The organism is Novosphingobium sp. IK01 (assembly GCF_033242265.1).
Classification (GTDB): Bacteria; Pseudomonadota; Alphaproteobacteria; order Sphingomonadales; family Sphingomonadaceae; genus Novosphingobium; species Novosphingobium pituita.
Genome location: NZ_BTFW01000001.1, coordinates 1,368,846 through 1,394,697 on the forward strand (window position 1 = coordinate 1,368,846; position 25,852 = coordinate 1,394,697).

Genomic DNA, 25,852 nt, shown 5'->3' on the forward strand with positions numbered 1-25,852 from the left:
TCCCGGCCCATGCGTGCGATCAGAAGCGCAGGCCGTAGCTGGCCACGACCTGATGGCGGTCGGTGTCGATGTTGAAACGCTGGCTGGTATTGCCATCGAAGTTGAAGTTCGCGCGGCCATAGTTCGAATAGCGGTATTCGATGCGCCCGAAGGTCTTGGGGCTGAACGCATATTCGATGCCGCCGCCCACGCGGTAGCCGCTGGCGGTGATGCGGTAGTCTTCCGAGGTCTGGCCGTCGGTGCCCTGAAGCTTGTAGCTGGCGTTGGTGTAGCCACCCTTGGCGTAGAACATCACCTTGGGCGAAACGGCATAGCCGATCTTGCCGCCGACGTAGAAATCACGCCCTGCGCTGACCCGGCCAAGGTTGAAGGTGTTGACCTCCGGCCCCTGGCGCCAGCGCGCCGTGCTGCCGGTCACTTCACCGTCGATACCAACAACCAGATTGGTTCCAACCGGCATATCGTAACCGATTTCACCACCGTAAACCATGCCGTCGATCGACTGCTTCTGGCCACGCGGCGCATTGTCGTTGTCGACCGAACTGCCCGAGCGGCTGATGTCGTAGCCCAGCGTCGCGGCGACACGCGGACCGGAGAACGTGCGATTCGGCGCATCAGGAGCCACATCGGCGCCCTGAGCGAAGGCGGGAGCGGCCAGAGCGAGGGTCGAGATAGCGGCCACGCCGGCAAGGATGGTCTTCATGAGGTTCAACTCCGTTTCACTGTTTCGGTTCCGCCGGAAGATCGCCATGCCGGATGACTGCATGTTCCAATCTGGCGTCTTTTGTGCGACCCGACAGACCCTCACCGAACGATGCAAAACGCAATTTTGTTTCCTGAACCTCGCACAACAAAGTTTTTGTGACATTTTTGACACAGGCTTCCGGGCCCATCCCCGGCCCGATATGACAGGCCCCATGGACACTCTCTCCTTTGCCCGTCCCGCGCTTGGCCCCGACGCCACAGCCCGGGCCGCCGCCGATTTTGCCCGGACAGGCCATGTGCGCGCACCCGGCGTGCTGCCCATGGCGGAAGCCGAAGCGCTCCACGGCTGGCTGACCGGCGACGCGCCGTTCGTGCGCGTACTCAACCAGGCCGACAAAGTCTGGGATCTCGATGCCCAGGCCCTCGCCTCGCTGGGAACCGAACGCAGCGCCGCGCTGACCCAGGCCGTCCACGCCCAGGCCCGCGACGGTTTCCAGTATATCTACGACGCGCTGCGCGTGTCCGACGATCCGGCCACGCGCACGGCCCGCGCGCTGCCGGTCGACCGCCTCGTCGCGGCCTTCAACACGCGGCCCTGGCTCGACCTGTTCCGCACGCTCACCGGCGAACCAGCCATCCGCATGGTCGACGGACAGGCCACGCGCTACCTGCCCGGCCACTTCCTGACCGGCCACGACGACGACGTGGCGGGCAAGGACCGCGTGGCCGCCTATGTCCTCAACCTCACCCCGCACTGGCGCACCGAATGGGGCGGCCTGCTGCTGTTCCACGATGCGCCGATCACCGGGGGCGTGCCCGGCCCGGACGACGTGACTTTCGGGCTTTCCCCGCGTTTCAATGCCTTGCACTTGTTCAAGGTGCCCCAGCGGCATTCGGTCTCGCTGGTCGCGCCTTTTGCCGGGGCCCCGAGGCTGTCGATCACCGGCTGGCTGCGGCGCTGAACAAAAGGCCGCCCAAAAGGCCTTGCGGGAGGGCCCATCGGCCCCCACTGGCGATTCGCGCATAAAAGCGTATAGAGCGGCGCCATGAACGCCCCCGATCCGCACGCCCCCATTGCGCCTTCTGCCGACCAGACTCTTCCTGTCGGGTCGCTGCCCGTTGGCATGCCCATTCCCGGCCATGTCGATCCCGTAACCGTTCCGCGCCAGGTAACCGCGCGCGAGGATGGCCGGATCGACCTGATCGGCCTGCCCCGCCCGCAGATCGCCACGCTGTTCCAGGAAGCCGGGCTCGACACCAAGGCTGCCAAGCTGCGCGCCAAGCAGGTGTTCCACTGGCTCTACCATCGCGGCGTGACCGAATTCGAAGGCATGACCGATATTGCCAAGACCATGCGTCCGTGGCTGGCCGAACGCTTCGTCGTGGGCCGCCCCGACGTGGTCGAGGCGCAAGTCTCGACCGATGGCACGCGCAAGTGGCTGCTGCGCACCGCCGACGGGCACGATTTCGAAATGGTCTTCATTCCCGACGCGGATCGCGGCACGCTGTGCGTGTCGAGCCAGGTGGGCTGCACGCTTAACTGCCGGTTCTGCCACACCGGCACGATGCGCCTCGTGCGCAACCTGACGCCGGGCGAGATCGTCGGTCAGGTCATGCTCGCGCGCGATGCGCTGGGCGAATGGCCCAAGGGCTCGATGGCTGGCCTTGAAATCGATGAGGAAGAAGGCAGCTACACCTCGGACGGACGCCTGCTCACCAACATCGTGATGATGGGCATGGGCGAGCCGCTCTACAATTTCGACAATGTGCGCGATGCGCTCAAGCTGGTGATGGACGGCGAAGGCCTTGCCCTCTCCAAGCGCCGCATCACGCTTTCGACCGCCGGGGTCGTGCCGCTGATGGCGCGCTGTGGCGAGGAAATCGGCGTCAATCTGGCCGTCTCGCTCCACGCGGTGACCAAGGACGTGCGCGACGAGATCGTGCCGATCAACCGCAAGTTCGGCCTTGAAGAGCTGCTTCAGGCCTGCGCCGACTATCCGGGCGCCAGCAATGCGCGGCGCATCACGTTCGAATATGTGATGCTCAAGGACCGCAACGACCGCGACGAGGACGCGCACGAACTGGTCCGCCTGATCAAGCAGTACAAGCTGCCCGCCAAGGTCAACCTGATCCCGTTCAACCCGTGGGAGGGCGCGCCCTACGAATGCTCGACGCCCGAGCGGATCAAGCGGTTTGCCCAGATCGTGTTCGAGGCGGGCATCTCGGCCCCGGTGCGCACCCCGCGCGGGCGCGACATCGACGCGGCCTGTGGCCAGCTCAAGACTGCCGCCGAAAAGCGCAGCCGCGCCGAGCTCGACCGGCTGGCCGCCGAAAAGCAGGCCGCGCTCGACTGAGCGCAACAAGGTGAAGGGGGCGCGCTGCCCCCTTTCACCCCGCCTCATCCCTGCCCTTTCCCGCAACACCGGCGCGCGATCCTTCGGGCGCCGCGCGGCCCTGCGCGCTGCAAGATCACGCGCCCCTTCGCGTGGATTCAAACCCTTCATCGCGAGAGAAAGTCACCTCGGCGCGGAACAGGCACTACAACGAAGCGTTCATCGCCCGTTGTGGATCCCTCGTCTCAAAGCCGTGTTCATCCGACACGTCACGTCACCCCTTCAGGGAGATTGCATATGAAGAAGCTTGTTCTGGCCGCCGTGATGGCTGCCACCGCCGTTTCCGCCACCACCGCCATGGCCGATCCGTGGCATGGCCATGGCCGTGGCCATGGCTATGGTCATGATCGCGGCTATGACCGCGGGGACTATGACGACCGCGGCTACTATCGCAACCCGCGCCGGATCAGCCGCGACGACCATGTGTGGCGCGGTCGCGATGGCCGTTACTACTGCCGCCGCAGCAACGGCACGACCGGCCTGATCATCGGGGCTGCCGGTGGCGCGCTGGTGGGCCGCGCGATCGACACCCGTGGCGACCGCACCATGGGCACGGTGCTGGGCGCGGTGGGCGGCGGCCTGCTCGGTCGCGAGATCGACCGCGGCAACGCCCGCTGCCGCTGATATTGCGCAGCATGGGTGCAGCAGGGGCCTGAACCGTCAGGCCCGGCTGCAAACTGTGTGCAAACCCTGGCGCGGTCCGCTTGCAGGCGGGCCGCGCTTGTGCATAGTGGGCCCGATCCTCGGGGGGGTCATCGGAGCTTTTTAACGATGTCCATGCTGATCCTGGATCCGGTACTCAAGCGCCTGATCCGACACGGAACATTGACCTTGATTGAGGCCAATGGCCGCACCCGGCGCTATGGCACGCCCACGCCGGACTGGCCCGACCTCACCTTGCGCATGATGGACAGCCGCGTTCCCGGCTTCCTCGCCCGCAATCCCAGCCTGGGCATGGGCGAGGCGTTCATGGATGATCGCGTCCGCATCGAGGGCGGCGACATCATGGATTTCGTCAGCTTCGTGCGGCGCAACAATCCCTGGGAAAAGGCCGGCGACATCGACAAGCCCGGCCCCTTGCGCAAGCTGATCCTCAACATCGCGGGCAAGCGTGACCAGATCAACGCGCGCCATGCCTCGCGCCGCAATGTCGCCCATCACTACGATCTCGACGACCGCCTCTACGATCTCTTCCTCGATCCCCTGCGCCAGTATTCATGCGCCTATTGGGGCGAAGGGATCACCACGCTGGAGGAAGCGCAGCACGCCAAGGTCGAGCATATCGCGGCCAAGCTCATGCTGCGTCCGGGCCTGCGCGTGCTCGACATCGGCTGTGGCTGGGGCGGGCTTGCCATCCAGCTTCACAAGCTGACCGGCGCGAACATCCACGGGATCACCCTCTCGAAGGAGCAGCTCGCCTATGCCAAGGCCTGGGCCGCGCGCGAGGGGGTCGACCGCCATGTGACCTTCAGCCTGACCGACTATCGCGACGTGACCGACACGTTCGACCGCATCGTCTCGGTGGGCATGTTCGAACATGTCGGCGTGCCCAATTTCGACGCCTATTTCCGCCAGTGCCACAACATGCTGGCCGAGGACGGGGTGATGCTGATGCACACCATCGGTCGCGTCGGCCCGCCCTCGGTCACCGACGATTTCACCCGCAAGTACATCTTTCCGGGCGGCTATATCCCGGCGATGAGCGAAACGGTTGCCGCCATCGAGCCCAACCGCCTGATGGTGAGCGACGTGGAAGTGCTGCGCCGCCACTATGCCCCCACGATTCGCGCCTGGTACGAACGCTGCGTCGCCCAGAAGGACAAGATCGAGGCTTTCTACGACGCGCGCTTCTATCGCATGTGGCTGTTCTACCTTGCGGGCGCGGCCACGGCCTTCGAACATGCGGACATGGTGAATTTCCAGTTCCAGCTGGTCCGCAACCGCGACACTCTGCCCCTGACGCGCGATTACATCGCCCGCGAGGAAGCCGGGCTGCGCGCGCGGCGTCTGGCCGCAACCGGGGGCCAGCCAGCCAAGCTCATCCGTTTTGACAGCGATGCGTCCGATACCGTGACGACGGGATAACCCCCTTCGCATTCCCCATATCCGCAACGGCGGCGCCGGCTTCCCGGCGCCGCCGTTGTCTTTTGGGGCAGCCTTGCAGCGGCGGTCAAATCCTCCGAAACCGACGAACCATGCGGACACCAAAAGCCTCTGTTTCATGGCCTTTTTGCCGTAACGTAACGATCTGTTTCACGATTGCAGCCCGGCCCCTTCCCTCGATTTCCAAGGCAATGCGGGATGACTTCGCAGCCATGATCTGGCCCTCTCCCTACAGGCCTTCACTTAGCAGGGGGAATAAGGGAAGCGACAGAAGTGACTGATATTGCTCACGGCCTCCCTTCGCGAGGCCGAACAGACAGTCAAGATATACAGGCAGCAAGAAACGCTGACAGCAAGAAACACTGGCAGCAAGAGACACTGGCAGCAAAGCGTTCACGTTCAAACCTGCGGATTTCAGACGAAGCAGGCTGACAGCAGGCGGATTGGCCATAGCTCCGGAGGGGTGCCACTGGCTGGGGAAGTCGTGGCATCTGCTATCCGTCGGACGCATCCCGCGTTCGACCCGCCCACCCAGGCGCCCGTTTTCGCAGTATGGGGCTCCGCATCGCGGGACTTCACATTGCCGGACTTCACAGGGCGGGGCCTCACATCGCGAGGCCTCACATCCCGTGGCAGGGCGCTGTCTGATTGGCCCACTTCGATCTGGTCCGCAGCGAGCTTTGCCCGCTTGCGCGGCGGGGGATGCCGGATCACGTTCCGCATGGCGTTCTCAATATTCGGGACGGTCTTTTGTGTTCCTTTCGGGCACTCGTTTCCCGACCGGTTGCCTGCCCGGCGCGTTCCAGAGTCTCTGCGCGAATCGAAAGGGCTGCCCGCCATCGACACGGGCAGCTGGGGTGGCCGGCATGACGCGCCTTCCCCATCGGCCTGCCACAGCAGCCTGCCCCATCGGCCTGTGCGGCGTGGAGACATGTCATATTTGTCATCGGCAGGAACGGGACAGGCCGTGCAAGATCGCAACAATCTTCAGTTTAATGATGTTATTTCAAATAGATGATATGCAACATCCGTCTATTTTGCGTCAATTGAATGTCATGAATGTGTCATCAAACGGTCATAGGCGGGCGGCCTCGACCAGACATTCACCGGACAAGACCGCCCCATGCCTTCGTTTCCCTCGTTTTCCGGAACCGTCCTCAAGCGTGGCGCCGCCCTCGCACTGGCCTGCACGCCTGCCTGCCTGCTGGGGCCCGTGGCTGCCCATGCCGATACCGATACCCAGGCCTGGGGCGGGTTCACCGTGAATGCCAAAATCGACGATCACTGGCGCGCCTCGAACGAGACGATCCTGCGCACCGGAAACGCGCGCGGCTTCTATGAAATCGAGAACAATTTCATGGTCGGCTACAAGCTCAACAAGACCATCACGGTCTGGCTGGGCTACACGTTCGACCCCAACTACCTGCACGGCGACTTCCGCGTGCGCGAACACCGCATTCGCGAGCAGGTGAGCTTCGACAATTTTGCCCGGCTGGGCCCGGTCAGGCTGAGCGGGCGCCTGCGCATGGAGCAGCGCTGGCGCGATCAGGGCGTGCAGGGAACCGGTTGGCGCCTGCGCCCGTTCATCAAGGCGACCCTGCCCGTGGCCGACACCGGCAGGGGCAAAGTGTCCATCGTCGCGAGCCATGAAAGCTTCATCGATTTCAACAAGACCAGCTATCAGGCCGTGGGCGGCGAAGAGCGCATGCGCAACTTCATCGGCATCAATGCCCCGCTGACCAAACGCCTGACGGTCGAGGCCGGCTACCTCAACCAGTATGGCATCCGCCCCGGCCGCCTCGACAGCAGCGACCATGTCGCCTCGGTGGCCTTTACGCTCTCGCTCTGACCGGAGCGTTCCAGCTTGCCCCGGCACGCCGAAAGGCACTTGCCGGGGCGGCCCGTCCGCGCGCCAGACCGGGGGGGTGGCGTGGCGGGCGGGCCATAGGCAGCGCCAGAACGGGCCCCAGAACGGGCCCCAGAACGAGCCCTTGCCGCCGCGCCCCCCTTGCCATAAGCGCCGTGCGCCCCTAGCGGCACGCATGAACGTGCTCTCAGGCACCCTGTCGGGTCTTCCCCGTCCGGTTTGTGCTGTCCAGCTGCCCATTATTCGGAGTCGAACCATGGTCCCCCGTTATGCCCGCCCCGCGATGACCGCGATCTGGGAACCCGAAGCGCGCTACCGCATCTGGTTCGAGATCGAGGCCCACGCCACGCAGAAGCTGGGTGATCTGGGCGTCGTGCCCGCCAGCGGCGCCAAGGCGCTGTGGGACTGGTGGGCGACCAACCCGACCATCGACGTGGCCGCGATCGACGCCATCGAAGCCGTCACCAAGCACGACGTGATCGCCTTCCTCGACTGGGTAGCCCAGCAGGTCGGCCCCGAAGCGCGCTTCATGCACCAGGGCATGACCAGCTCGGACGTGCTCGACACGACGCTGGCCGTCCAGCTCGCGCGTGCCTCGGACATCCTGCTGGCCGACATCGACGCGCTGCTCGCCGCGATCAAGCGCCGCGCGATGGAGCACAAGTATACCCCCACCATCGGCCGCAGCCACGGCATCCATGCCGAGCCGACCACGTTCGGCAAGAAGCTGGCCGAGGCCTTCGCCGAATTCACCCGCTGCCGCGCGCGCCTCGTGGCCGCGCGCGCTGAAATCGCGACCTGCGCGATCTCGGGCGCGGTGGGCACGTTTGCCAATATCGACCCCACCGTCGAGGAATACGTCGCCGACCAGCTCGGCCTTGCGGTCGAACCCGTCTCGACGCAGGTGATCCCGCGCGACCGCCACGCGATGTTCTTCGCGACGCTGGGCGTGATCGCCAGCTCGATCGAGCGCCTCGCCATCGAGGTCCGCCACCTCCAGCGCACCGAAGTGCTCGAAGCCGAGGAATACTTCTCGCCGGGCCAGAAGGGCTCGTCGGCCATGCCGCACAAGCGCAACCCGGTGCTGACCGAAAACCTCACCGGCCTTGCCCGCATGGTCCGCTCGGCGGTGACCCCGGCGCTCGAAAACGTGGCGCTCTGGCACGAACGCGACATCTCGCACTCGTCGGTCGAACGCTTCATCGGGCCCGATGCCACGATCACCCTCGACTTCGCGCTGGCGCGGCTGACCTCGGTGGTCGACAAGCTGGTCGTCTACCCCGAGCGCATGCAGAAGAACCTCGACCGCATGGGCGGCCTGGTCCACTCGCAGCGCGTGCTGCTCGCCCTGACGCAAGCGGGCGTGACCCGCGACGAGGCCTATCGCCTCGTCCAGCGCAACGCGATGAAGGTGTGGGAATCGGACGGCCAGCTCTCGCTGCTCGAACTGCTCAAGGCCGACCCGGACGTGACCAAGGCGCTCACCCCCCAGCAGATCGAGGACAAGTTCAACCTCGACTATCACTTCAAGGCCGTCGACACGATCTTCGCCCGCGTCTTTGGCGAATAATCGCGACGCTGGCGCTTCGCCTCCAACCTGCCTAATGTCCGCCGCCGGTCCCCGATGGGGGCCGGCCACGACGGAACCAGAACGTGGGCCAGTCCGAAGGCAGGCACGCCGCAAGCTGATCAAGGGGGTGAAGCGCCGCGCATGAAGCAGATCCGCATTCTTTCGTGGCTGGCGCTGGCGGCCGGTTTTGCCGCCTTCATCGTCATGAACGCCGAGACCGCGCGGGTGAACTTCTGGCCCTTTGGCGCCGGATACCTTCACTTCGACTGGCCGGTCGGCTTTACCGCACTGGTCTTTTTCCTCGCGGGCTTCCTGCCGCCCTGGCTGGCCGGACGCCTGCGCCGCTGGCGCCTCAAGCGCCGCATCGCCAATCTGGAATCGAGCCTGGCCAGCCAGGCCGGCGCCTATGCACCCCCACCTGCCGCCCCTGATGCGGCCCAACCGGAATACCGCCCGTGAGCAACCCGATCTATCTCGCCCTCGACCTGCCCCGCCTCGATGCCGCCATCGCCCTGGGGCAGAAGGTCAAGGATCATGTCGGCGGGCTCAAGCTGGGTCTGGAATTCTTTTGCGCCCATGGTCACCATGGCGTGCACGAAGTGGCCAAGATCGGCCTGCCGATCTTCCTCGACCTCAAGCTGCACGACATTCCCAACACGGTCGCCGCCGCCATGCAGTCGATCCACGTGCTCCAGCCCTCGATCGTCACGATCCATGCGGGCGGCGGGCGCGCGATGATGGAAGACGCCAAGGCCGCTGCGGGCGAGGCCTGCAAGGTCGTTGCGGTCACCGTGCTGACCAGCCTCGATGGCAATGACCTGGCCCGCACCGGCGTTTCGGGCACGCCCCACGACCAGGCGCTGCGCCTCGCGGATCTGGCGCAGGAAGCCGGGCTCGACGGGATCGTGTGCTCGGGCCACGAAGTGGGCGACATCCACCGCCGCTGGAAGAACGGCTATTTCGTCGTTCCCGGCCTGCGTCCCGCCGAAGGCAAGGGCGCGCTCGTCGGCGACCAGAAGCGCACGGTCACCCCGCGCGCGGCGCGCGATGCGGGCGCCTCGGTGCTGGTGATCGGCCGCCCGATCAGCCGCGCCGAAGACCCGGTGGCTGCCGCCCGCGCCATCGAAGCCACGCTGTGAGCGCGCCAGCCCCTGCGCTCACGCTGCGCCGCGCTATCCTGAGCGACCTGCCCGCCCTGCGCGTGCTGGTCGAGCGGGCCTATCGCGGCGACAGCGCCCGCAAGGGCTGGACCCACGAAGCCGACCTGCTCGACGACGAGCGCACGTCCGACGCGGACCTTGCCGCGACGATCACCGCGCCCGACAAGCGCCTGCTGCTGGCCCTCGATGCAACGGGCCTGCCCGTGGGCACGGTCACCCTGATTCCCCAGCCGACCGGCAAGGCCTATCTGGGCATGCTCTGCGTCGATCCCGATGGACAGGGCGGCGGCATCGGCCGCCTGCTGCTCGACGAAGCCGCCCGCGTGGCGCGCGACGAACTGGGTCTGCGGGCCATCGAGATGACGGTGATCGACCGCCGCGCCGAACTGGTCGCGTGGTACGAGCGGCGCGGCTATGTCCGCACCGGCGAAACGCGCCCGTTTCCCGGCCCCCAGCCGGTTCCTTTCGCGATGGTCGTGCTCGAACGCCAGCTGGCCTGAACCGACAGACGCGCGGACAAGCACACGGGCACGGAAACGAATCGGAGCTGAACAGTTACCCCTGTAACGGTTCAGCGTCCGGCAAGCCCGGCTCGTCCAGGCCTGCGGCGTAACAAAGGGAGACCGTCACCCATGAAGCGCCTGATTTTCGCCGCCTCGCTCTGCGCCCTGCCCCTCGCGCTCGGGGCGCTTCCCGCGCAAGCCCAAAGCGTCCAGACTTCGCCCGTCGTCGCGCCGGGCGCCACCGTCCTGACCATCGAGGCGCAAGGCCGCTCCACCCGCGTGCCTGATCTGGCCGTGTTCACCGCGGGCGTCACCAGCGAAGGCAAGACCGCGAGCGAGGCGCTGGCCGCCAATGCCCGCGCCATGAACGCCACGATGGCCGCGCTCAAGGCCTCGGGCATTGCCCCGCGCGACATGCAGACCAGTTCACTCTCGGTCAGCCCGGTCTATGGCCAGCCGCGCCGCCTGCCCGATGGCTCGACGCAAGACGATCCCGTCATCACCGGCTATCGCGCGACCAACCAGGTCGAGGTCAAACAGCGCGACATCGCCCGCTATGGCGCGGTGATCGACACCCTCGTCAAGGCGGGGGCCAATGAAGTGAGCGGCCCCTCGTTCCAGCTCGACAAGCCCGATGCGGCGATGGACGAGGCGCGACTCGATGCCGTGGCCAAGGCCCGCGCCCGCGCCGACCTCTATGCCCGCGCCACCGGGCTCAAGGTCGTGCGCGTGCTGACCATCAGCGAAAGCGGCGGCTACAACCCCCGCCCGCAAGTGCTCTATGCGCGCGCCGAGAAGATGATGGCCATGGCCGCGCCCAGCCCGGTCGCAGCCGGTGAACTCGACCTCACCATGAGCGTGTCGATGACCTTCGAGCTTGCGCCGCAGTAAGCTTGCCGCCACAAGCGGGCCGGTCATGCCAGCCCCTGCCATCAAGATCTGCGGGATCAACAGCCCCAAGGCGCTCGACGCCGTGCTCGAACAGCGTGCCGACTATGCCGGCCTGGTGTTCTTCCCCCCCTCGCCGCGCCATCTCGCCTTGCGCGATGCGGCGATGCTGGGGGAGCGCGCCGCCGGGCGCACGAAGCTGGTCGGGCTGTTCGTCGATGCCGACGACGCCATGATCGGCGAGGCGCTGGCCGCAGCACGGCTCGATGTCGTGCAACTCCATGGCAAGGAAAGCCCTGAGCGGGTCGCGCAAGTCAAGGCGCGATTCGGGGTTCCGGTGTGGAAGGCGCTGTCGATCGCCTCGGCTGCCGACGTGGCCGCCGCCGCCCGCTATGATGGCGCCGCCGACCTGCTGCTGTTCGATGCCAAGGCCCCCAAGGGCGCGGCGCTGCCCGGCGGGCTGGGCCTCGTGTTCGACTGGTCCTTGCTCGCCGCGCGACGCGGGCCGACGCCGTGGGGGCTGGCAGGCGGGCTTTCGCCTGCCAATGTGGGCGAGGCCGTGCGGGCGACGGGCACCGGGCTTGTCGACGTGTCCTCGGGCGTGGAAAGCGCGCCGGGCGCCAAGGACGAAAGCCTGATCCGCGCCTTTTGCCGGGCCGCCCGCGACGCCTGAGTGTCTGATCCGGAACTGTCGTTTGGGATCGTTCGGCACCAGCTTTATCGTATTTCGTGATGACAATAAAAAACGGGCGGCTCTTTGCGGGAGCCGCCCGTTTTTCTGATTACACCGCTTTTAGGCGATCGATCAGAACTTCACGCCGAAGCCAGCGGTCAGACCGTCAGCCTTGAGCGTTTCGTCGCCGATGTAGTGGCGATATTCGATCTTGCCGTAGAAGTTCTTGAACAGGTTCTGCTGAACGCCGCCGCCGAACTGCCAGCCGCCGCCGCAGCCGCGGCAGGGGGTGGTGCTGTAGCCGGCCAGGCCATAGAGCTTGCTGTTGTTGATCTTCACACCGGCGCGGCCCGTGAAGCCGAAGTCGACGCGGTTGTAGACGCCAGCCAGGATCTTGTCGGCCGACACTTCGGCGCCGACGAAAGCCAGCTTGTTCAGGTCGTAATCGTAACCGGCAGCCGCACCGATGGTGGCGTCGTTGCTGTCGTGGTTCCAGATCACGCCCGAGTGGATTTCCAGGCGGGCCTCGTTGGCCATGGCGGGAGCGGCAGCAGCCAGCACGCCGGCCGCGGCGAGAAGAGCGAGACGCATAAGTAACCTCCTTGCATTCGGCCGCTGTCGTAGTGCAGCGGTCGAGGCGGCAGGTAGGCCCGCGCTCTGTAACCGGCAAGACATGATTGTAACTTTTTTGTCTTAAAAGACATTGATATGGCAAATCTGCCACAGTTCCTGACGAACCAGAAAGGTTTGCCGACTGTTACGCTATAATACAGGCCAAGTATAGAATGGCCCTTTTAAATGCAAAAAGGGCAGGCCCAATTATGGGACTACCCTTCTTGACGTTGCTGCCGCGCCTATAGACCCCATTCCTGTCGCCAGGATGAACAGCCTGCACTCATCCATGACATTGCGATTGCATAAATTGCAACTTCAGACAAACAGGGCAGTTGCCGGACTTCCCCCCGCCCTCCCGGCCCGCAGAGACACTTTTTGTCGCAAAAAATCCCGCCTGCACCCCCATGTCATGCCCTGAAAGACACACCGGGCGGCAGGCCTCGAACCCGCTCGAATCTGGACAAGCGCCGCGCCCTCTGCCAAGCGGCTGAGCCATGACCGCCCAAAGCCCGCTCCAGAACAGCTTCCGCAACCAGCCCGACGAACGCGGCCACTTTGGCCAGTTCGGTGGTCGCTATGTCGCCGAAACGCTGATGCCGCTGATCCTCGACCTCGAAACGGAATATAACCGTGCCAAGGCCGACCCGAGCTTCCAGGCCGAGTTCGACGACCTGCTCGAACACTATGTCGGCCGCCCCAGCCCGCTTTATTTCGCGCCGCGGCTGACGGAAGAGTTGGGCGGCGCCCAAGTCTGGTTCAAGCGCGACGAGCTCAACCACACCGGCGCGCACAAGATCAACAACTGCATCGGCCAGATCCTTCTGGCCATGCGCATGGGCAAGACCCGCATCATCGCCGAAACCGGCGCGGGCCAGCATGGCGTGGCGACGGCCACCGTCTGCGCGCGCTTTGGCCTGCCCTGCGTCGTCTACATGGGCGCGACCGACGTGGCGCGTCAGGCCCCCAACGTGTTCCGCATGAAGCTGCTGGGCGCACAAGTGGTGCCGGTCACGGCGGGCGCGGGCACGCTCAAGGACGCGATGAACGAGGCGCTGCGCGACTGGGTCGCCAATGTCCACGACACCTTCTACATCATCGGCACGGCCGCTGGCCCGCACCCCTATCCCGAGCTGGTCCGCGATTTCCAGAGCGTGATCGGCCGCGAGGCGCGCGCTCAGATGCTCTCGCGCACGGGCCGCCTGCCCGACCTGCTGGTGGCCGCGATCGGCGGTGGCTCGAACGCCATCGGCCTGTTCCACCCGTTCCTCGATGACAGCTCGGTGAAGATGCTGGGCGTCGAGGCGGCGGGCCACGGGCTCGACAAGGACCATGCCGCCAGCCTCGCCGGGGGCCGCCCCGGCGTGCTCCACGGCAACAAGACCTACCTGCTTCAGGACGAGGACGGCCAGATTCTCGAAGGCCACTCGATCAGCGCAGGGCTCGACTATCCCGGCATCGGCCCCGAACACGCCTGGCTGCGCGACGTGGGCCGCGTCGACTATACCTCGGTCACCGATACCGAAGCGCTCGAAGGCTTCCAGCTCCTGTGCCGGACCGAAGGGATCATCCCCGCGCTCGAACCCGCCCACGCCATCGCCGCCGTGCGCAAGGTCGCGCCCACGATGGGCAAGGACCAGATCATCCTCGCCAATCTGTGTGGCCGCGGCGACAAGGACATCTTTGCCGTTGCCGAGCATCTGGGAGTGAAGCTGTGAGCAGCCAGCCCGCCAACCGCCTTCAGGCCGCCTTCGCCAAGGGCCACGCCGCCCTCGTCTGCTTCGTGACCGGCGGCGATCCGACGCCCGAAGCCACGCCGGCCATCCTCGACGCGCTTGTCGAAGGCGGCGCCGACGTGATCGAACTGGGCATGCCCTTCACCGATCCGATGGCCGATGGCCCGGCGATCCAGAACGCCAACTTGCGCGCGCTGGGTGCCGGCACCAAGACCGCCGACATCCTGGCCATCGCCAAGGGCTTCCGCGAACGGCACCCCGCCGTGCCGCTGGTGCTGATGGGCTATGCCAACCCGATGATCACGCGCGGCTCGCAATGGTTTGCCGATGCCTGCGCCGATGCGGGCATCGATGGCGTGATCTGCGTCGACATCCCGAGCGAGGAAGACCCCGAGCTGGGCCCGGCGCTGCGCGCGCATGGCATCGCGCCGATCCGCCTCGCCACCCCCACCACCGATGCCGCGCGTCTTCCGACCGTGCTCGAAGGCTCGGGCGGATTCCTCTATTACGTTTCCGTCGCCGGGATCACCGGCAAGCAGTCGGCCGCGCTCGCCTCGATCGAGGACGCGGTCGCCCGCATCAAGCAAACCGCCACGATCCCCGTGGCCGTGGGCTTCGGCGTGCGCACCCCCGAGCAGGCGGGCGGCATTGCCGCCGTGGCCGACGGGGTTGTCGTCGGCTCGGCCCTGGTCGATCTCGTGGCACTCCATGGCGCCGATGCCGCCGGCCCGGTGCGCGAACTTACCGCCGCCCTGAGCGCCGCCGTCCACGCCGCCCGAAAGGAACTGGCATGAGCTGGATCAACCGCGTTCGCAACGCACTTCCGTTTACCCCCAAGCGCGACACCCCCGACAACCTGTGGATCAAGTGCCCTTCGTGCAGCGAGATGCTGTTCACCAAGGACTATGAGGACAACCAGTCGGTCTGCCCGCGCTGCGACCACCATGGCCGCATCGGTGCCGACGCGCGCCTTGCCCAGCTGATGGATCCGGGCTTCACCCTGCTGCCCGCGCCCAAGGTCAAGGAAGACCCGCTCAAGTTCCGCGACACCAAGAAGTACGTGGACCGCCTCAAGGCCGCCCGCGCGGCCAATCCGCACCCCGATGCGCTGACCACGGCCGTAGGCCGGGTCGAGGGCAAGAAGGCGGTCGTGGGCGTGCAGGACTTTTCGTTCATGGGCGGCTCGATGGGCATGGCCGTGGGCAATGCCTTCGTCGCCGGGACCGAGCGCGCGATCCGCGAGAAGTGCCCTTACGTGATCGTGACCGCCGCTGGCGGCGCGCGCATGCAGGAAGGCATCCTCTCGCTGATGCAGATGCCGCGCACGACCGTGGCGATCAGCCGCCTTCACGCCGCGGGCCTGCCCTATATCGTGATCATCACCGACCCGACCACGGGCGGGGTGACGGCCAGCTATGCCATGCTGGGCGACGTGCAGATTTCCGAACCGGGCGCGCTCATCGGCTTTGCCGGGCAGCGCGTGATTCAGGAGACCATTCGCGAGCAGCTCCCCGAAGGGTTCCAGCGCGCCGAATATCTCCACGCCCACGGCATGATCGACATGGTCGTCCATCGTCACCAGCTTCGCGCCAATCTGGCCGAAGTGATCGACTACCTGATGGCCGCCAAGGCCGCCTGAGCCTTTTCAGAACCGACCAGACCAGAACCGCCGCCCCTGCGCGGGCGGCGGCAGGAGTGACCCCGCATGAAGGACTTCGCGATTTCCGAAGATCCCGCCGTGCAGGCCCAGCTCGACCGCCTCGGCGCGCTCTCGCTCCCGCAAGGGCGGCTCGGGCTCGACACCGTGCGCGAGCTGTGCCGCCGTCTGGGCAATCCGCAGGACAGGCTGCCCCCGGTGTTCCATGTCGCGGGCACCAACGGCAAGGGTTCGACCTGCACCTACTTGCGCTTCATGCTCGAAGCGCAGGGGCTGAAGGTCCACACTGCGACCAAGCCGCATCTGGTCCGCTACAACGAACGCATCCGCCTCGCCGGGGAACTGATCAGCGATGACCTGCTCGCCGACCTGCTGAAGGAAGCGCTCGATGCCGCCTCGAACCCGGATCTGGGCCCCGATCTGGAGCCCAGCTTCTTCGAGGTCACCACCGCCGCGCTGTTCCTCGCCTTTGCGCGGGTGCCCGCCGATGTCTGCGTGATCGAAACCGGCCTTGGCGGGCGGCTCGACGCGACCAACATCCTGGCCGCCAGTGCCTGTTCGGGCCTCGCCACGCTGGGCCTCGATCACGAGGCGTTCCTGCTCTCGCCCGATCCGGCCCTTCCGCAAGAGCCCCTCGCGCGGATCGCCTTTGAAAAAGCCAGCATCGCCAAGCCGGGCTGCCCGCTGGTCACACTGTCCTACCCCACCCTCGCCATGGAGACCGTCCGCGCGACCGCGCAGGCCCACGAGGCCCCGCTTTTCGCGCGCGGCCAGGCCTGGGACGCGCGCATTGATGACGCGATCCACTACCACGACGCGCGCGGCACGCTGATGCTCCCCCTGCCCACGCTGGCCGGAACCCATCAGGCCGAAAATGCAGCACTGGCCGTCGCCATGCTGCGCCACCAGAGCGCGGTGGCCATCACGCCAGAGGCCATGGCCGCTGGCATCCGCGCCGCGCGCTGGCCCGCCCGCCTGCAACGGCTGGGAGAAGGCCCGCTGACCGCGCGGGTTCCGGGCCGCACCGTCTGGCTCGACGGTGGGCACAATCCCGATGCGGGCCTTGCCATCGCCCGTCATCTGGCCGCCCAGCCGCCGGTCCATGTGATCATCGGCATGCTCGCCAACAAGGACCCGAGCGCCATCCTCGGGCCGCTGGGAACCCATGCGCTGTCGATCTCGGTCGTCCCCGCGCCGGGCCACGATGCCCACCGCCCGGAAGACCTCGCCGCCCACAGCGCCCTGCCCGTGCGCAGCTTTGCCGATGTGGACCAGGCGCTGGCCGCGCTTCCGACACAAGGCGACGTGCTGATCGTCGGCTCGCTCTACCTCGCGGGCGACGTCCTGCGCCGCAACGGCGAAGTCCCCGACTAAGAGTCTGATTCGAAATTCGCCGAAGAGGCGAATTTCGGTTCGGCACCGGCCCGCTCCCCCACCCGACCTCCCAACGATAGTACCCTATGGGAGGTCCGGTGGGGGAGAGGGCCGGTGCCGAGCGATCCGAAACGATAGTTTCGGATCAGACACTAAGCCCCTTCAGGCGCGGCGGGCTTGCCCTGCCGCGCCACGCGCACCCATTCGAGCGCCACGAACAGCACCGCCACCAGCCCGGCCGCCGCCGTCCAGCGGAACACCGTGGCATAGCCATAGAGGTCGAACGCCTCGCCCGCGATGCCCCGCCCGAGCGACCCGATCAGGAACGTGAGCGACGAGAGCAGCGCATATTGCACGGCGGTGTAACTGCGGCTGACGATCCCCGACATATAGGCCACGAACGCCGCCCCGGCGATCCCGGTCGAGACATTCTCGAAACTGATCGCCACGAGCAGCCGGATCATCCGGTCGTCAAACCCGAACAGCCCGAACAGCGCATGGAGCCCCACCCCATGCCCGAAGGCGTCGATCAGCGGCGCCCCGTCGGCAAGATCGGCATAGACGAAATTGCCCAGAATCGGCAGCAGCGCGCCCACCAGAATGGTCGGCATGCGCCCGATCCGCACGAACAGAAAGCCGCCCAGCCCGATCCCCGCAATCGTCATCACGATCCCGAACAGCTTCGAGGCAAAAGCCACCTCGTCCTTGGAATAGTGCAGGAATTCCAGATAGAACGGAAAGGCGAAGCTGCCCCAGATATTGTAGCACAGGGGATAGGTGAGGATCATCCCGATCACCACCAGCACCCCCCAGCCCAGCCGCGCGACGAGTTCGGCCAGCGGGGCGACGAGGGCCACGTACAAATGGTTCATCGCGCTGCGCAGCGGGCCATGGGCGCTGTCTTCCTGTGTCAGCACGCCCACCTGCCTGCGCCGCGCCAGATTGGCGAGCGCGGCCACCAACAAGGGCACGGCCACTGTCGCCAGCACGATGAACGGCCCGGTCTCGCGCGTGAAGACGGCCACCGACGGATGTTTTTCCCCCGGCCCGAGCGGGCTGAGCATGCGGGCCATGAACGTCAGGATCGTGCCGATGGCCCAGGCCCAGCTCGCCCCGACAACCGCCAGCGCCGCCCCGCGCGTGGCCGGGGCCAGTTCGCCCGGCGCGCCCAGCGTGGCATGGAGCGCGCCCTGTTCGGGGCGCGGGGTATCGGGCGCGCGCAGCGTGACCAGCACGACCAGCCCGATCAGCGCGGCCATCAGCACATAGACCATCGGCCAGCTCATCCGCCCGGCCAGAACCAGCGCCAGCGCGCCCCCGACGATCGACGCGATGCGATAACCGAACTGGTAGATCGAGGAGAGCAGCTCGACGCTCGCCTCCTCGTCGGCCACGTCGATGCGCCAGGCATCAATCGCCACGTCCTGCGTGGCCGAAGCCAACGCGCCCAGGAACGCGAACAGCGCAAACGTGCCGATGGACCGCACCGGATCGGTCGCCGCCAGCCCCGCAAAGGCCAGCACCAGCGCGACCTGACACAGCACGATCCAGCTCTTGCGCCGCCCGAGCCCTTCCAGCCCCGGCAGCGCCAGCCGGTCCACCAGCGGCGACCACAGGAACTTGAACGAATAGGACAGCCCGATCCACGACAGCACGCCGATCGTCGCCAGATCGATCTTCACTTCGCCCAGCCAGGCGTTGAGCGTGCCGATCAGCAGGGCATAGGGCAGCCCCGAGGAAAAGCCGAAACCGAGCATCGTGGCCGACTTGCGCGTTTGCAGCGCCAGCTTGAACAGGCGCCAGCCCTTGGGACGGGGCGCCGGGGTCGATGCCATGGTGGGGTTTCTCCTCAAGATTGATCGAATACCCTAGAAACCCTTTGCCCCCATGCCTAGGCCGTTCTTTGACGCAGCAGCGGCAATCGGGTATGGGCCAGCGATGACACTTCCCCCAAAAGGCAGGAGCGGCCGCCCGGGACGGCCCGCCGCATCCGACAAAGCCAGATCAAACAGGGCCACAAGCCCCCGCCGCCCCGATGACAAATCCGCGCCCCGCACTGCCGAGGAGCGCAAGGGCGCGCCCATCAAGGGCAAGTTGAGCCCCCGTCCGGCCTCGCGCACTGCCGATGGCGAACGCCCGGCCCGCGATGACCGTGCGCCCCGTGGCGACCGCTTTGCCGACCGTCGCGACGAACGCGCGCCCCGTGGCGACCGTTTCGCCGACCGCCGCGATGAACGCGCGCCCCGTGGTGACCGCTTCGCCGACCGCCGCGATGAACGCGCGCCCCGTGGTGACCGCTTCGCCGACCGCCGTGATGAACGCGCACCCCGTGGTGACCGCTTCGCCGACCGCCGCGACGAACGCGCACCCCGTGGTGACCGCTTCGCCGACCGTCGCGACGAGCGCGGCCCCCGCACCGAACGCCCGGCCCGCGATGAGCGCGATGGCAAGCCCTTTGCCAAAAAGCCTTTCGCCGGGAAGCCCTATGAAGGACGCGGCAAGCCCGGTCCGCGCACGGAAAACACCGCGCCGGACGAACGCCCGCGCCGTGGCCCCCTGCGCGCCGATGGCCGCCCGAGCGGGTCCGCCTCGGTTCAGGCCCTCAGCCGCCCGGTGGCCAAGCCCTATGCCAAACCCTTCGGCAAGAGCGCGCCCAAGGTTCCGGCCCAGCCGCGCGACGACAGCGCCGATGCCGGTGAACGCGAAGGCGAACGCATCGCCAAGCTGCTCGCCCGCGCCGGGGTCGCCTCGCGCCGCGAGGTCGAGCGCCTGATCGCCGAGGGCCGCGTGCGCCTCGACGGCGTGCTGATCGAGACCCCCGCCACGATCCTGAAGAACCTCAGGGGCGTGAGCGTCGATGGCAAGCTGATCGCGGCGGCCGCGCCCACGCGCATCTTCCGCTTCCACAAGCCCGCCGGCCTGATCACCGCCGAGCGCGATCCCGCCGGTCGCCCGACGATCTACAACGCCCTGCGCAATGCCCTGCCCGGCGATACGCCGCGCGTGATGCCCGTGGGCCGTCTCGACCTCAACACCGAGGGCCTGTTGCTGCTCACCAACGATGGCGAGTTGAAGCGCGCACTCGAACTGCCCGCCACCGGCATCCCGCGCACCTATCGCGCGCGCACCTTTGGCGACATCTCGCAAGGCCAGCTCGAAGACCTGATCGAAGGGATCGAGATCGACGGCGTGCGCTATGGCAATATCGACGCCAACATGGAGCGCCGCACCGGGCGCAACCAGTGGATCGAAATGACGCTGACTGAAGGCAAGAACCGCGAAGTCCGGCGCGTGCTCGAACATCTGGGGCTTCAGGTCTCGCGCCTGCTGCGCACGGCCTATGGCCCGTTCGAGCTGGCCGACCTGCCACGCGGCGGGGCCGAGGAAGTGCCGCAGGTTCTGGTCGAGCGCTTCCGCAAGTCGCTCGCCAGCCTGCCCGCACCCAAAAAGCCGACAACCGAGGGCTGATCCCCATGCGCATCATTTCGGGCCAGTGGCGCGGGCGCAAGCTCGTCGCCCCTGCTGGCGAAACCACCCGCCCCACCGCCGACCGCACGCGCGAGACGCTGTTCTCGATGCTGACCAGCCGCCTCGGCTCGTTCGAGGATCTCAAGGTCGCCGACCTGTTCGCAGGGTCGGGCGCGCTCGGCCTCGAAGCGCTCTCGCGCGGGGCCGGCCATTGCCTGTTCGTCGAGCAGGACCCGGCGGCAATCCGCGCGATCCGCGCCAACCTTGCCGCCCTGCGCGTGCAAGGGAACACCGATGTGCGCGCCTCCTCGGTGCTCTCGCTCGGCCCGGTCAAGGAGCCGCTCGACCTCATCATGCTCGATCCGCCCTACGGGACGGGCGCGGGCGCGGTGGCGGTCGACAAGCTGGTGCGGCTCGGCTGGATCGGCGAAGGCACGTGGATCAGCCTGGAAACGGGCCTCGACGAAGTGCCTCAGGTGAAAACCTGCGAAATCGAGAGCGAACGCAAGGTCGGCAAGGCCTGCCTCACGCTGATGCGCCTGAAGGCCTGACCTGTCGAAAGAGGCCCCGCCTTGCGCGGGGTCTCCTCCTCAGGCCTCGCACCGGGGCGCAAACACCACGCCTGCCAGCGTGATCGCCCCCGCCACGGTCAGGAACAGCCCGACCATCGCCGTGCCGCCCGCCATCGCCAGCGCCTGCGCGGCAAAGGGCGCCAGAGCCCCGCCGATGATCCCCCCGACATTGAAGGCAATCGAAATCCCGGTATAGCGCACCGGCACGGCATAGAGCGTGGGCAACCAGGCCCCGAGCGGCCCATAGACCAGCCCCATCACGAACAGCGTGAGCGCCAGCGTGGCAAAAACCACCGGCAGATGGCCCGAACCCAGACCCAGCCCGAACACCAGCCCGACCAGCGCCGTCCCCGCCGCGCCCACGCGCAAGACAGAGGCCGCCCCGCGCTTGTCGGCCCACCAGCCCGCCAGGGCGATACCGCCTGCGAGGAAGAAATTGGCCACGAGCTGCACGCCAAGGAACGTCTGCTTGGCATAGCCCAGTTTCGTCGTGGCAAACGAAAGCGCAAAGGTCGTCGCCAGATAGAAGATCGCAAAGCAGGCGATCACCCCGGCAATCCCGGCCAGAACCGCGCCGGGATGATCGGCCATCAGCCGCCCGACCGGCACCTTGGGCGGCGGGGCGTCGTTCTTTGCCTGCTCGAAAGCGGCGGTTTCCCCGATCTTGAGCCGCACCCACAGGCCAAGCCCGACCAGCAGCGCGCTCGCCAGAAACGGCACGCGCCAGCCCCAGCTCGCAAAGGCCGCCTCGGGCAAAGTCACCCCCAGGATCAGGAACAGCCCGTTGGCACACAGGAACCCGAGCGGCGCCCCCAGTTGCGGCGCGGAACCAAAGCGCGCTTCCCAGCCCTTGGGCGCGTTCTCGACCGCCAGCAGCGAGGCCCCGCCCCATTCGCCGCCAAGGCCAAAGCCCTGCCCGAACCGGAGCAGGCACAGCAGGAACGGCGCCACCGGCCCGGCCATCGCATAAGTCGGCAGGAACGCGATCAGCACCGTCGATCCGCCCATCAGCATCAGCGAGGCCACCAGCGTCGACTTGCGCCCGACTCTGTCGCCAAAATGGCCGAAAGCCACCGCCCCCACGGGCCGCGCCACGAAAGCAAGGCCGAAGGTCATGAACGAGAGCAGCACTTGCGCCGAAGGCGACTGCGCCGGGAAGAACAGGGGCCCGATCACCAGCGCGGCCGCGGTGGCGTAGATATAGAAATCGTAGAACTCCACCGCCGTGCCCACGAGGCTGGCGGTCAGGATACGGGCATGCTGGCGATAAGGGGAAACACGGTTCGAATGCATCGACGGGGCCTTCCCGGCCCCCGCTGCCTTGTCAAGACCAACAGGACACGAACCAAGCGACCCGTGCCAAAAATGCGCAACTTTCCGCACCTGCAAGCAGATTTGACGACAGGAACATGCACGCCCCCTGCCCACCCATCCCGAAAAAAGGGCGCTGGCCGAACCAGCGCCCTTTTCAAGGATCACACGGCGCGTGGCAATCAGGACGTGCCGCCAGCCTTTGCTCGCGCACTGCTGGCCGAAGCCGTGGCGCGACCCTTGACCTGTGCCACGATCGAAGGCCAGACTTGCGCGCGCTGGTCCGGGGTCATCGCCAGAACCTGCCCGCGCTGCACGTCGCTCAGGGCCCACCAGCCCTGCTGTTCGTCGGGACCGAGCGACCAGAAATATTCCTGCTGGCCCGACGGCCAGGCATCGTACTTGGTCTTCAGGTCACTCGCCCAGCGATCATACTGCGCCTTTTGTGCCGTGGTCATCGTGAAAGGCCCAGCCGGAGCCTGAGCCGGAGTTGCCGCAGAAGCAGCAGGGGCCGCAGGCGCGGCGGTCTGGGCCTGGGCGGCGACCGGAAGGGCGGCCGTGGCGAGCGCAAACGCGCCGATGGACATAAACGTCTTCATGGGATCTCCTCCTGTTGTCCTGACCCGATGCGGGCCCTTACGCATCGCGGACGCCAAAGGTTTCCCGCTGATCGACCAGACGTCGCCATCGCGGGGCAGGGCGTGAAAAGTGCCCTGCAACTGCGATGAGCCGTTGATTTCATTAGGATGCACCGCACAATAAAATGCGTTTGAGACTGTTCTCCGCCAGGGCCCCGAGCCTTTCCGCCCCGCCGATTGCGCCTTGCGCCCGCCCGCACGGTTCCCTACCTGTTCCGGCGTGACCAGCTTCCCCCCCTCTTCCGACGCCGCCCGTTCCACGCCCGCAGCGGCCCCCGCGCATCAGGGCGCCCAGCAGGGCGAACCGCAATGGCTTGCCGCGCTCAACCCGCCCCAGCGCGAGGCCGTGCTCACCACGCAAGGGCCCGTGCTGATGCTGGCAGGCGCGGGCACCGGCAAGACCGCCGCGCTCACCGCGCGGCTCGCCAATCTGCTGCGCCAGCGCCTCGCCTGGCCCTCGCAGATCCTGTGCGTGACCTTCACCAACAAGGCCGCGCGCGAGATGCGCGAGCGCGTGGGCGCCCTGATCGGCCCTTCGGTCGAAGGGATGCCCTGGCTCGGCACGTTCCACGCGATTGCCGCCAAGATGCTGCGCCGCCATGCCGAACTCGTCGGCCTCACCAGCAGCTTTTCCATCCTCGACACCGACGACCAGATGCGCCTGCTCAAGCAGCTGATCCAGGCCGAAGGCATCGACGACAAGCGCTGGCCCGCCAAGCAACTGGCCGGGCTGATCGACCGCTGGAAGAACCGGGGCCTGACGCCCGCCGATCTCGATGCGGGCGAGAACGAGGCCTATGCCAACGGGCGCGGCGCGAAGATGTACGGCCTCTATCAGGACCGCCTGCGCACGATCAACGCCTGCGATTTCGGCGATCTCCTGCTCCACATGCTGACGATCTTCCGCCAGCATCGCGACGTGCTGGAAAGCTGGCAGGACCGCTTCCGCTACATCATGGTCGACGAATATCAGGACACCAACGCGGTCCAGTACCTGTGGCTGCGCCTGCTCGCGCAAGTCCACAAGAACATCTGCGTGGTGGGCGACGACGACCAGTCGATCTATTCGTGGCGCGGCGCCGAAGTCGCCAATATCCTGCGCTTTGAAAAGGATTTCCCCGGCGCGGCGGTGATCCGCCTCGAACAGAACTATCGCTCCACCCCGCACATTCTGGGCGCGGCCTCGGGCCTGATCGAGGAGAACGCCCAGCGTCTGGGCAAGCACTTGTGGACCGAGCGCGATGGCGGCGACAAAGTCCGCGTGATCGGCGTCTGGGATGGCCCCGAGGAAGCGCGCCGCGTGGGCGAGGAGATCGAGCGCCTCGAACGCGAGGGCTGCCCGCTCGACCGCGTGGCAATCCTCGTGCGCGCACAGTTCCAGACGCGCGAGTTCGAAGACCGCTTCATCCAGATCGGCCTGGCCTATCGCATCGTCGGCGGTTTCCGCTTCTACGAGCGCGCCGAAATCCGCGATGCGCTGGCCTATCTGCGCCTCGTCTCGCAGCCTTCGGATGATCTCGCCTTCGAGCGGATCTACAACACCCCCAAGCGCGGCCTTGGCGACAAGACGCTCGAAAAGCTCCACCGCTTTGCCCGCGCCCATCAGGTGCCCCTGCTGCGCGCGGCCTACGACATCGCCGATACCGACGAACTGCCCGCCCGCGCGCGCAACACGATTCTGGCACTGGTGCGCGATTTCCTGCGCTGGCGCGACCAGATCGCCACGCTCACCCCGTCTGAACTGGCCCGCACGATCCTCGACGAGAGCGGCTACACCGGCGCGCTTCAGGCCGAAAAGAGCGCCGAGGCCAATGCCCGCCTCGAAAACCTCTCCGAACTCGTCCGCGCGATGGAAGAGTACGAGACGCTGGGCGATTTCCTCGAACATGTCAGTCTGGTGATGGACAACGAGGCCGCCTCAAGCGAGGAAAAGGTCACGATCATGACCATCCACGCGGCCAAGGGCCTCGAATTCGATCAGGTCTTTCTGCCCGGCTGGGAAGAAGGGGTGTTCCCCTCGCAGCGCGCGCTCGACGAAGGGGGCCTCGCCAGCCTCGAAGAAGAGCGCCGCCTCGCCTATGTGGCGATCACCCGCGCGCGCCGCCGCTGCACGATCCTGCATGCCGCCAACCGCCGCATCTATGGCCAGTGGACGAGCGCGATCCCCTCGCGCTTCGTCGAGGAACTGCCGCAGGACCATGTCGAGAGCGAAACCACGCTCTCGGGCGGAGCCTCGATGTGGCGGGCCAGCTGGTCGGAAGCGAGCGACCCGTTTGCCGATGTCGCCCGCAACCACCCGGCCAAGGCGCAGAGCCGGGGCCCTGGCTGGCAACGCGCTGCCCAGCAGGCCTATGACGCCAAGCCGCGCCGCATGGCCGAAAACACCCGCAGCGCAGCCAGCTTCGCCAGCAAGCCCCGCGCCGACATCGCCATCGGCGCGCGCGTGTTCCACGACAAGTTCGGCTATGGCGTGGTTCAGGCCCAGGAAGGCAACAAGCTGGAAATCGCCTTCGAAACGGCGGGCGAGAAGCGCGTGCTCGACAGCTTCGTGAAGCCGGCCTGAAACAGGAAGAAAGAGGAAATGCAGGGACGATGGCCCCCGCATTTCCCCTTTTCTTTGTC

General features: G+C 66.8%; 23 protein-coding genes. 18 read left to right on the plus strand and 5 right to left on the minus strand.

What is annotated here, in order from left to right; translation table 11 throughout:
• Positions 1 to 19: 19 nt before the first annotated feature.
• Positions 20 to 703 carry an outer membrane protein gene (locus SBI20_RS06400; protein WP_317974274.1) on the minus strand — a complete coding sequence of 228 codons (684 nt, stop codon included), beginning with the start codon at positions 701 to 703 and terminating at the stop codon, positions 20 to 22.
• 214 nt (positions 704 to 917) lie between these two features.
• On the opposite strand from SBI20_RS06400, the gene SBI20_RS06405 reads away from it, so the two are divergent.
• The 11 genes from SBI20_RS06405 (at position 918) to SBI20_RS06455 (ending at position 11,862) form a co-directional block, all read left to right on the plus strand.
• The gene (locus SBI20_RS06405) at positions 918 to 1,667 is read left to right on the plus strand and encodes a 2OG-Fe(II) oxygenase (RefSeq protein WP_317974275.1); all 750 of its coding nucleotides are present in this window, start codon (positions 918 to 920) and stop codon (positions 1,665 to 1,667) included.
• A 162-nt stretch (positions 1,668 to 1,829) separates the two neighbouring features.
• Positions 1,830 to 3,059 (plus strand): dual-specificity RNA methyltransferase RlmN, encoded by a 1,230-nt coding sequence (gene rlmN / locus SBI20_RS06410; protein ID WP_317976052.1) that lies wholly within the window; start codon positions 1,830 to 1,832, stop codon positions 3,057 to 3,059.
• 276 nt (positions 3,060 to 3,335) lie between these two features.
• Positions 3,336 to 3,722, plus strand: coding sequence for a glycine zipper 2TM domain-containing protein (locus SBI20_RS06415; RefSeq protein ID WP_317974276.1), 387 nt, complete (start codon positions 3,336 to 3,338; stop codon positions 3,720 to 3,722).
• A gap of 153 nt (positions 3,723 to 3,875) precedes the next feature.
• The gene (locus tag SBI20_RS06420) at positions 3,876 to 5,183 is read left to right on the plus strand and encodes an SAM-dependent methyltransferase (protein ID WP_317976053.1); all 1,308 of its coding nucleotides are present in this window, start codon (positions 3,876 to 3,878) and stop codon (positions 5,181 to 5,183) included.
• A gap of 1,141 nt (positions 5,184 to 6,324) precedes the next feature.
• Positions 6,325 to 7,050, plus strand: coding sequence for a DUF2490 domain-containing protein (locus SBI20_RS06425; protein WP_317974277.1), 726 nt, complete (start codon positions 6,325 to 6,327; stop codon positions 7,048 to 7,050).
• A 274-nt stretch (positions 7,051 to 7,324) separates the two neighbouring features.
• The gene (gene purB / locus SBI20_RS06430; RefSeq protein ID WP_317974278.1) at positions 7,325 to 8,638 is read left to right on the plus strand and encodes an adenylosuccinate lyase; all 1,314 of its coding nucleotides are present in this window, start codon (positions 7,325 to 7,327) and stop codon (positions 8,636 to 8,638) included.
• A 141-nt stretch (positions 8,639 to 8,779) separates the two neighbouring features.
• Entirely contained in the window at positions 8,780 to 9,097 is a 318-nt protein-coding gene (locus SBI20_RS06435; RefSeq protein WP_317974279.1) for a lipopolysaccharide assembly protein LapA domain-containing protein, read from the plus strand.
• The gene (pyrF, locus tag SBI20_RS06440) at positions 9,094 to 9,777 is read left to right on the plus strand and encodes an orotidine-5'-phosphate decarboxylase (RefSeq protein WP_317974280.1); all 684 of its coding nucleotides are present in this window, start codon (positions 9,094 to 9,096) and stop codon (positions 9,775 to 9,777) included. Before SBI20_RS06435 ends, pyrF begins: the two co-directional genes overlap by 4 nt.
• Positions 9,774 to 10,298, plus strand: a complete 525-nt coding sequence (locus SBI20_RS06445; RefSeq protein ID WP_317974281.1) for a GNAT family N-acetyltransferase — start codon at positions 9,774 to 9,776, stop codon at positions 10,296 to 10,298. Before pyrF ends, SBI20_RS06445 begins: the two co-directional genes overlap by 4 nt.
• A 132-nt stretch (positions 10,299 to 10,430) precedes the next feature.
• Positions 10,431 to 11,192, plus strand: coding sequence for an SIMPL domain-containing protein (locus tag SBI20_RS06450; protein WP_317974282.1), 762 nt, complete (start codon positions 10,431 to 10,433; stop codon positions 11,190 to 11,192).
• Between the two features lie 25 nt (positions 11,193 to 11,217).
• Positions 11,218 to 11,862 (plus strand): phosphoribosylanthranilate isomerase, encoded by a 645-nt coding sequence (locus SBI20_RS06455; RefSeq protein ID WP_317974283.1) that lies wholly within the window; start codon positions 11,218 to 11,220, stop codon positions 11,860 to 11,862.
• A gap of 132 nt (positions 11,863 to 11,994) precedes the next feature.
• Here the strand turns inward: SBI20_RS06455 and SBI20_RS06460 are convergent, their stop codons facing one another.
• A complete protein-coding gene (locus tag SBI20_RS06460) occupies positions 11,995 to 12,453 on the minus strand; it encodes an outer membrane beta-barrel protein (protein WP_317974284.1) in 459 nt (152 codons plus the stop codon).
• A 518-nt stretch (positions 12,454 to 12,971) separates the two neighbouring features.
• On the opposite strand from SBI20_RS06460, the gene trpB reads away from it, so the two are divergent.
• The 4 genes from trpB to SBI20_RS06480 all read left to right on the plus strand — a co-directional run bounded on the left by trpB (position 12,972) and on the right by SBI20_RS06480 (position 17,241).
• Positions 12,972 to 14,192, plus strand: coding sequence for a tryptophan synthase subunit beta (gene trpB / locus SBI20_RS06465; RefSeq protein WP_317974285.1), 1,221 nt, complete (start codon positions 12,972 to 12,974; stop codon positions 14,190 to 14,192).
• Entirely contained in the window at positions 14,189 to 15,004 is an 816-nt protein-coding gene (trpA, locus tag SBI20_RS06470) for a tryptophan synthase subunit alpha (RefSeq protein ID WP_317974286.1), read from the plus strand. The genes trpB and trpA overlap by 4 nt, the downstream gene beginning before the upstream one ends.
• Positions 15,001 to 15,849, plus strand: coding sequence for an acetyl-CoA carboxylase, carboxyltransferase subunit beta (gene accD, locus SBI20_RS06475; RefSeq protein ID WP_317974287.1), 849 nt, complete (start codon positions 15,001 to 15,003; stop codon positions 15,847 to 15,849). The genes trpA and accD overlap by 4 nt, the downstream gene beginning before the upstream one ends.
• Before the next feature lie 66 nt (positions 15,850 to 15,915).
• Positions 15,916 to 17,241: a bifunctional folylpolyglutamate synthase/dihydrofolate synthase gene (locus SBI20_RS06480; protein ID WP_317974288.1), complete on the plus strand. Its 1,326-nt coding sequence runs from the start codon at positions 15,916 to 15,918 to the stop codon at positions 17,239 to 17,241.
• Between the two features lie 152 nt (positions 17,242 to 17,393).
• On the opposite strand, the gene SBI20_RS06485 is transcribed toward SBI20_RS06480, so the two are convergent.
• Positions 17,394 to 19,076, minus strand: coding sequence for an AmpG family muropeptide MFS transporter (locus SBI20_RS06485; RefSeq protein WP_317974289.1), 1,683 nt, complete (start codon positions 19,074 to 19,076; stop codon positions 17,394 to 17,396).
• Between the two features lie 259 nt (positions 19,077 to 19,335).
• Here SBI20_RS06485 and SBI20_RS06490 point away from each other — a divergent pair, with 259 nt between their 5' ends.
• On the plus strand, positions 19,336 to 20,709 hold the full coding sequence (locus SBI20_RS06490) for a pseudouridine synthase (RefSeq protein WP_317974290.1): 1,374 nt from the start codon (positions 19,336 to 19,338) through the stop codon (positions 20,707 to 20,709).
• A 5-nt stretch (positions 20,710 to 20,714) separates the two neighbouring features.
• Positions 20,715 to 21,260, plus strand: a complete 546-nt coding sequence (rsmD, locus tag SBI20_RS06495; RefSeq protein ID WP_317974291.1) for a 16S rRNA (guanine(966)-N(2))-methyltransferase RsmD — start codon at positions 20,715 to 20,717, stop codon at positions 21,258 to 21,260.
• Positions 21,261 to 21,299: 39 nt separating this feature from the next.
• On the opposite strand, the gene SBI20_RS06500 is transcribed toward rsmD, so the two are convergent.
• Positions 21,300 to 22,574 carry an MFS transporter gene (locus SBI20_RS06500; protein ID WP_317974292.1) on the minus strand — a complete coding sequence of 425 codons (1,275 nt, stop codon included), beginning with the start codon at positions 22,572 to 22,574 and terminating at the stop codon, positions 21,300 to 21,302.
• Positions 22,575 to 22,774: 200 nt separating this feature from the next.
• The gene (locus tag SBI20_RS06505) at positions 22,775 to 23,191 is read right to left on the minus strand and encodes a hypothetical protein (RefSeq protein ID WP_317974293.1); all 417 of its coding nucleotides are present in this window, start codon (positions 23,189 to 23,191) and stop codon (positions 22,775 to 22,777) included.
• 259 nt (positions 23,192 to 23,450) lie between these two features.
• Here SBI20_RS06505 and SBI20_RS06510 point away from each other — a divergent pair, with 259 nt between their 5' ends.
• The gene (locus SBI20_RS06510; protein WP_317974294.1) at positions 23,451 to 25,793 is read left to right on the plus strand and encodes an ATP-dependent helicase; all 2,343 of its coding nucleotides are present in this window, start codon (positions 23,451 to 23,453) and stop codon (positions 25,791 to 25,793) included.
• Positions 25,794 to 25,852 lie beyond the last annotated feature (59 nt).

Excerpts from the sequence above, each read along its gene's own strand:
- accD (WP_317974287.1), top strand. The coding sequence starts at position 15,001 with ATGAGCTGGATCAACCGCGTTCGCAACGCACTTCCGTTTACCCCCAAG.
- SBI20_RS06435 (WP_317974279.1), top strand. The coding sequence starts at position 8,780 with ATGAAGCAGATCCGCATTCTTTCGTGGCTGGCGCTGGCGGCCGGTTTT.
- SBI20_RS06505 (WP_317974293.1), bottom strand. The coding sequence starts at position 23,191 with ATGAAGACGTTTATGTCCATCGGCGCGTTTGCGCTCGCCACGGCCGCC.
- SBI20_RS06400 (WP_317974274.1), bottom strand. The coding sequence starts at position 703 with ATGAAGACCATCCTTGCCGGCGTGGCCGCTATCTCGACCCTCGCTCTG.
- rsmD (WP_317974291.1), top strand. The coding sequence starts at position 20,715 with ATGCGCATCATTTCGGGCCAGTGGCGCGGGCGCAAGCTCGTCGCCCCT.
- SBI20_RS06420 (WP_317976053.1), top strand. The coding sequence starts at position 3,876 with ATGCTGATCCTGGATCCGGTACTCAAGCGCCTGATCCGACACGGAACA.
- trpB (WP_317974285.1), top strand. The coding sequence starts at position 12,972 with ATGACCGCCCAAAGCCCGCTCCAGAACAGCTTCCGCAACCAGCCCGAC.
- SBI20_RS06450 (WP_317974282.1), top strand. The coding sequence starts at position 10,431 with ATGAAGCGCCTGATTTTCGCCGCCTCGCTCTGCGCCCTGCCCCTCGCG.
- SBI20_RS06455 (WP_317974283.1), top strand. The coding sequence starts at position 11,218 with ATGCCAGCCCCTGCCATCAAGATCTGCGGGATCAACAGCCCCAAGGCG.
- SBI20_RS06500 (WP_317974292.1), bottom strand. The coding sequence starts at position 22,574 with ATGCATTCGAACCGTGTTTCCCCTTATCGCCAGCATGCCCGTATCCTG.
- purB (WP_317974278.1), top strand. The coding sequence starts at position 7,325 with ATGGTCCCCCGTTATGCCCGCCCCGCGATGACCGCGATCTGGGAACCC.
- SBI20_RS06480 (WP_317974288.1), top strand. The coding sequence starts at position 15,916 with ATGAAGGACTTCGCGATTTCCGAAGATCCCGCCGTGCAGGCCCAGCTC.
- SBI20_RS06460 (WP_317974284.1), bottom strand. The coding sequence starts at position 12,453 with ATGCGTCTCGCTCTTCTCGCCGCGGCCGGCGTGCTGGCTGCTGCCGCT.
- SBI20_RS06425 (WP_317974277.1), top strand. The coding sequence starts at position 6,325 with ATGCCTTCGTTTCCCTCGTTTTCCGGAACCGTCCTCAAGCGTGGCGCC.
- rlmN (WP_317976052.1), top strand. The coding sequence starts at position 1,830 with ATGCCCATTCCCGGCCATGTCGATCCCGTAACCGTTCCGCGCCAGGTA.
- SBI20_RS06405 (WP_317974275.1), top strand. The coding sequence starts at position 918 with ATGGACACTCTCTCCTTTGCCCGTCCCGCGCTTGGCCCCGACGCCACA.
- SBI20_RS06485 (WP_317974289.1), bottom strand. The coding sequence starts at position 19,076 with ATGGCATCGACCCCGGCGCCCCGTCCCAAGGGCTGGCGCCTGTTCAAG.
- SBI20_RS06415 (WP_317974276.1), top strand. The coding sequence starts at position 3,336 with ATGAAGAAGCTTGTTCTGGCCGCCGTGATGGCTGCCACCGCCGTTTCC.